The organism is Acidovorax sp., from assembly GCF_022763525.1.
Lineage (GTDB): Bacteria > Pseudomonadota > Gammaproteobacteria > Burkholderiales > Burkholderiaceae_C > Acidovorax.
Window position 1 is genome coordinate 1 of record NZ_JALEGG010000175.1, and the last position, 4,274, is coordinate 4,274.

1 protein-coding gene is annotated in these 4,274 nt (G+C 70.3%); it reads left to right on the forward strand.

Annotated elements, in window-relative coordinates; translation table 11 throughout:
* Positions 1-121 precede the first annotated feature (121 nt).
* Positions 122-4,274 (forward strand): YhdP family protein (locus MRY84_RS13595; protein ID WP_291506250.1); only part of this gene is annotated, 4,153 nt, incomplete at its 3' end.

Consider the following 4,274-nt stretch of genomic DNA (forward strand, 5'->3'; position numbering starts at 1 on the left):
GGATCAGAGGGAGACGACGGCATGGCAGTCAAGGCGCAGGGCCGCATACATAAGGACACTCGTTCGTAGTGAACCCGCCAGAAAGCCGCGGGTCATAATTCCTGCCACATTCAATCCCACCATGATCGATCCCTCCACGCACCCCACACGCCTGCTGAGATTGGTGGCAGGTCTTGCGCGGTGGTCACTGGGCTTGCTGCTCGCCTTCTGGCTGCTGCTGACCATCGCCTGGGGCGCTCTTCATGGCTGGATTGTGCCGCGAATCGGTGATTTCCGCCCGCAACTGGAGGCGCAAGCCGCACGGGCGCTGGGGCTTCCGGTGCGCATCGGCGCCATCGCCGCGCGCACTGAAGGCCTGATTCCTTCCATCGAGTTGTCGGATGTTGCTTTGCTGGACGCCGCAGGCCGGTCGGCCTTGCGCCTGCCGCGGGTGGTGGTGGCGCTGTCGCCGCGTTCGCTGCTGCAGGGCGGCTTTGAGCAGCTGTACATCGAAGAGCCCGAGTTGGACGTGCGGCGCACGCCGGACGGGCGCATCCAGGTGGCGGGGCTCGATTTCTCGGCCCAGCCGGGGGAGGACAACGCCGCCGCCGACTGGCTGTTTTCCCAGGGCGAGGTGTTCATCCGGGGCGGCATGCTGCGCTGGACCGACGAGCAGCGCGGCGCGCCCGAGCTGGCCCTGGAGAAGGTGGACCTGGTGCTGCGCAACGGCAGCTGGCGCCACCACATGCGTCTGGACGCCACGCCGCCGGCCGCTTGGGGCGACCGTTTCACCGTCGTGGGCCTGTTCCGTGCCCCCCTCCTGCGCGCGGGGGATGGCAACTGGAAGCACTGGAACGGACAGCTGTTTGCCAACTTTTCTCGGGTGGATGTTTCGCGGCTGCGCCACCATGCCGACGTGGGCATGGATGTGGCGCAAGGCCGGGGTGCCTTGCGCGCGTGGGCCGATGTCCAGCGCGGCCAAGTGGTGGGCGGCACGGCCGACCTGGCGCTGGCCGACGTCAACGCGACGCTGGGTCCAGAGCTCCAGGCGCTGGTGCTGCCCTCCATCCAGGGGCGGCTGGGCGGGCGTCGGCTGAACGGCGGGTTCGAGTTTTCGACCCAGGCGCTGCAGTTCCAGACCGATGACGGGCTGCATTGGCCCGGTGGCAACGTCCGGCTCGTGCATACCGGTGCCGCCGGCAAGGCGCCTGCGCAAGGGGAGTTTCGAGCCGACCGGCTGGATTTGGCGGCGCTGGCCCAGATCGCCAGCCGCCTTCCCCTGGGGGCGACGGCGCACGACGCGCTGCGCAACTATGCCCCCGAGGGGCTGGTGGACGAAATCCAGGCCACCTGGAAGGGTCCGCTCGAAAACCTGCAGCAGTACCAGGTGCGCGGGCGCATCCGCGGCCTGGCCCTGGCGGGCGACACTCCCGGCAGCACGCCCACGCGGCTGGGCCTGCGGGGCGCCACCGTGGACGTCGACATGACACAGGCGGGCGGCAAGGCGGCCTTGTCCATCGCCACGGGCGCGCTGGTGCTGCCTGGCGTGTTTGAAGATCCTGTGTTGCCGCTGGACCGGCTCAGCGCCGACGTGCGCTGGCAGTTCGATGGCCAGCGCATCGCGGTGCAGGCGAACGATGTGCAATTTGCCAATGCCGATGCCCAAGGCGAGGCCCGGGCGACCTGGCACACCAGCGATCCAGCCAAGGTGGCGCACCGCTCGCGGTTCCCGGGCGTGCTCGACCTCACCGGAACGCTGCATCGCGCGGACGGCACCCGCGTGCACCGCTACCTGCCGCTGTCGATCCCTGCGGAATCGCGTCACTACGTGCGGGACTCCGTCGTGACCGGCAGCGCCAGCAATGTGCAGTTCCGCGTCAAGGGCGACCTGCAGCACCTGCCTTTCGACGACCCCAAGCAGGGGGAATTCCGCATCGCGGCGCGCGTCAAGGACGTGACCTATGCCTATGTGCCGCCGCAGCTGCAACCTGCCAACACGCTGCCGTGGCCCGCGCTGACGGAGCTGGGAGGCGAGCTCATCTTCGAGCGCTCGTCCATGCAAGTTCGGGGCGCCAGCGGCGGGTTTGCGGGGCGCCCGGGCCTGCGGCTGTCCAAGGTGGATGCGCGGATCGCCGACCTGGCCCACACGGTGGTGAGCGTCAACGCCGATGCCCGGGGGCCGCTGCCAGAGCTGCTGGCGCTCATGAGCACTTCACCCCTGGGCGGGATGACGGGCAACGCGCTGGAGCAGGCCAGCGGCACGGGGCCCGCCGATTTCCGGCTGCGCCTCACGCTGCCCATCAGCGACATCGCCAAATCCAAGGTGCAGGGCAGTGTCACGCTGGCGGGCAACGAACTGCGCATCACCCCTGATACCCCCACCCTGAGCCGGGTGCGCGGCGTGGTGCAGTTCACCGAAACCGGCTTTTCTCTCAACGCCGTTCAGGCGCAGGCGCTGGGCGGCGCGGTGCGGCTGGAGGGCGGCATGCGCGCGCTGCCCGCCAACGCGCCCGCCACCGAATCGGCCGTGCAGCTGCGGGCCCAGGGCACCGCCACCGCCGAGGGGCTGCAGCAGGCCACGCAGCTGGGCATGCTGTCGCAGCTGGCCCGCCAGGCCACGGGCAGCACGCCCTATGCGATGACGCTGGCCTTCCGGCGCGGCGTTCCCGAAGTGCAGGTCACCAGCAACCTGCAGGGGCTCGCGCTGGCGCTGCCGGCGCCCCTGGGCAAGACCGCGGAAAGCAGCCTGCCGCTGCGCTTCGAGATGCAGGTGGCCCGTGAATCCCTGGCCGGGCTCACGCAGCAGGTGGCGGCGGGTGCAACCCCGCCGCCGCTGCGCGATCAGCTCACGCTGGACCTGGGGACGCTGGGCTCGGCCACCTATGTGCGCGATATCAGCGGGCCGCAGGCCCGGGTGCTGCGCGGCGCCATCGGCCTCGGCCTGGCGGCCGGTGAGTCGGCGCCGATGCCGGCGCAGGGCGTGGCGGCCAACATCAGCCAGGGCAAGCTCGACGTGGACGCGTGGGAAGACGTTTTGACGCAAGCCACCGGCGGTGCAGGCAGCACGGCCAACGCAGGCCAGGGGGTCGCCCGGCAGGGGGCGGCCCCTGCTTCTGCCGGGCCTGGAGCCGGAGCCGGTGTCGCGCAGGAGTACCTCCCCACCACGCTGGCCCTGCGTGCCCGCGAGCTCACGCTTCAGGGCCGGACGCTGCACAACGTCGTGGCGGGGGCCTTGCGCGATGGCACCACCTGGCGCGCCAACCTCGACGCCACGGAGCTCAACGGCTACCTCGAGTACCGCCAGCCCGATGGCGGCGACGTCCCAAGCGGCCGGCTTTTCGCGCGGCTGTCGCGCGTCAACATGCCCCAGAGCGATGTGCACCAGGTGGAGGCACTGCTCGACGAGCAGCCTGGCGCCCTGCCCGCGCTGGACATCGTGGTGGACGACTTCGAACTGCGCGGCAAGCGGCTCGGCCGCGTGGAAATGGAAGCCCAGAACCGCGGCGGCGATGGCGCGCAGCGCGAATGGCGCCTGTCCAAGTTCAACATCCTGGCGCCCGAGGCGAGCCTCACGGCCAACGGCAACTGGGCGGTGCTGGCCACCGCTGGCGCCGGGCCGCGCGCGCCGGAGCGGCGTACGGTGCTCAACTTCAAGCTCGATATCCGCGACTCGGGCGACCTGCTGGCCCGCATGGGCATGGCCAACGTCGTGCGGCGCGGCAAGGGCCGCATGGAAGGGCAGGTGGCCTGGATTGGCGCCCCGTTCAGCCCCGACTACCGCTCCATGACCGGGCAGATCAACCTCAACATCGAATCCGGCCAGTTCCTGAAGGCCGATCCGGGCCTGGCCAAGCTGCTGGGTGTGCTCAGCCTGCAGTCGCTGCCGCGCCGCCTGACCCTCGATTTCCGTGACGTGTTCAGCGAAGGCTTCGCGTTCGACTTTGTGCGCGGCGACGTGCGCATCGAGCAGGGCGTGGCCACCACCAACAACCTGCAGATGAAGGGCGTGAACGCCGCCGTGCTCATGGAGGGCAGTGCCAACATCGACCACGAAACCCAGGACCTGCGCGTGGTGGTGGTCCCCGAGATCAACGCCATGACCGCCTCGCTGGTGGCCACCGCCATCAACCCGGTGATCGGGCTGGGAAGCTTCCTGGCCCAGGTGTTCCTGCGCGGGCCGCTCATCGAGGCCGCCACGCAGGAATTCCGCATCGATGGCACCTGGACCGACCCTCGTGTGGTGCGCGTGCCCCGCCGGGGCCGCGCCGCTGCGGCGGCGACCGAAGCTGCGCCCC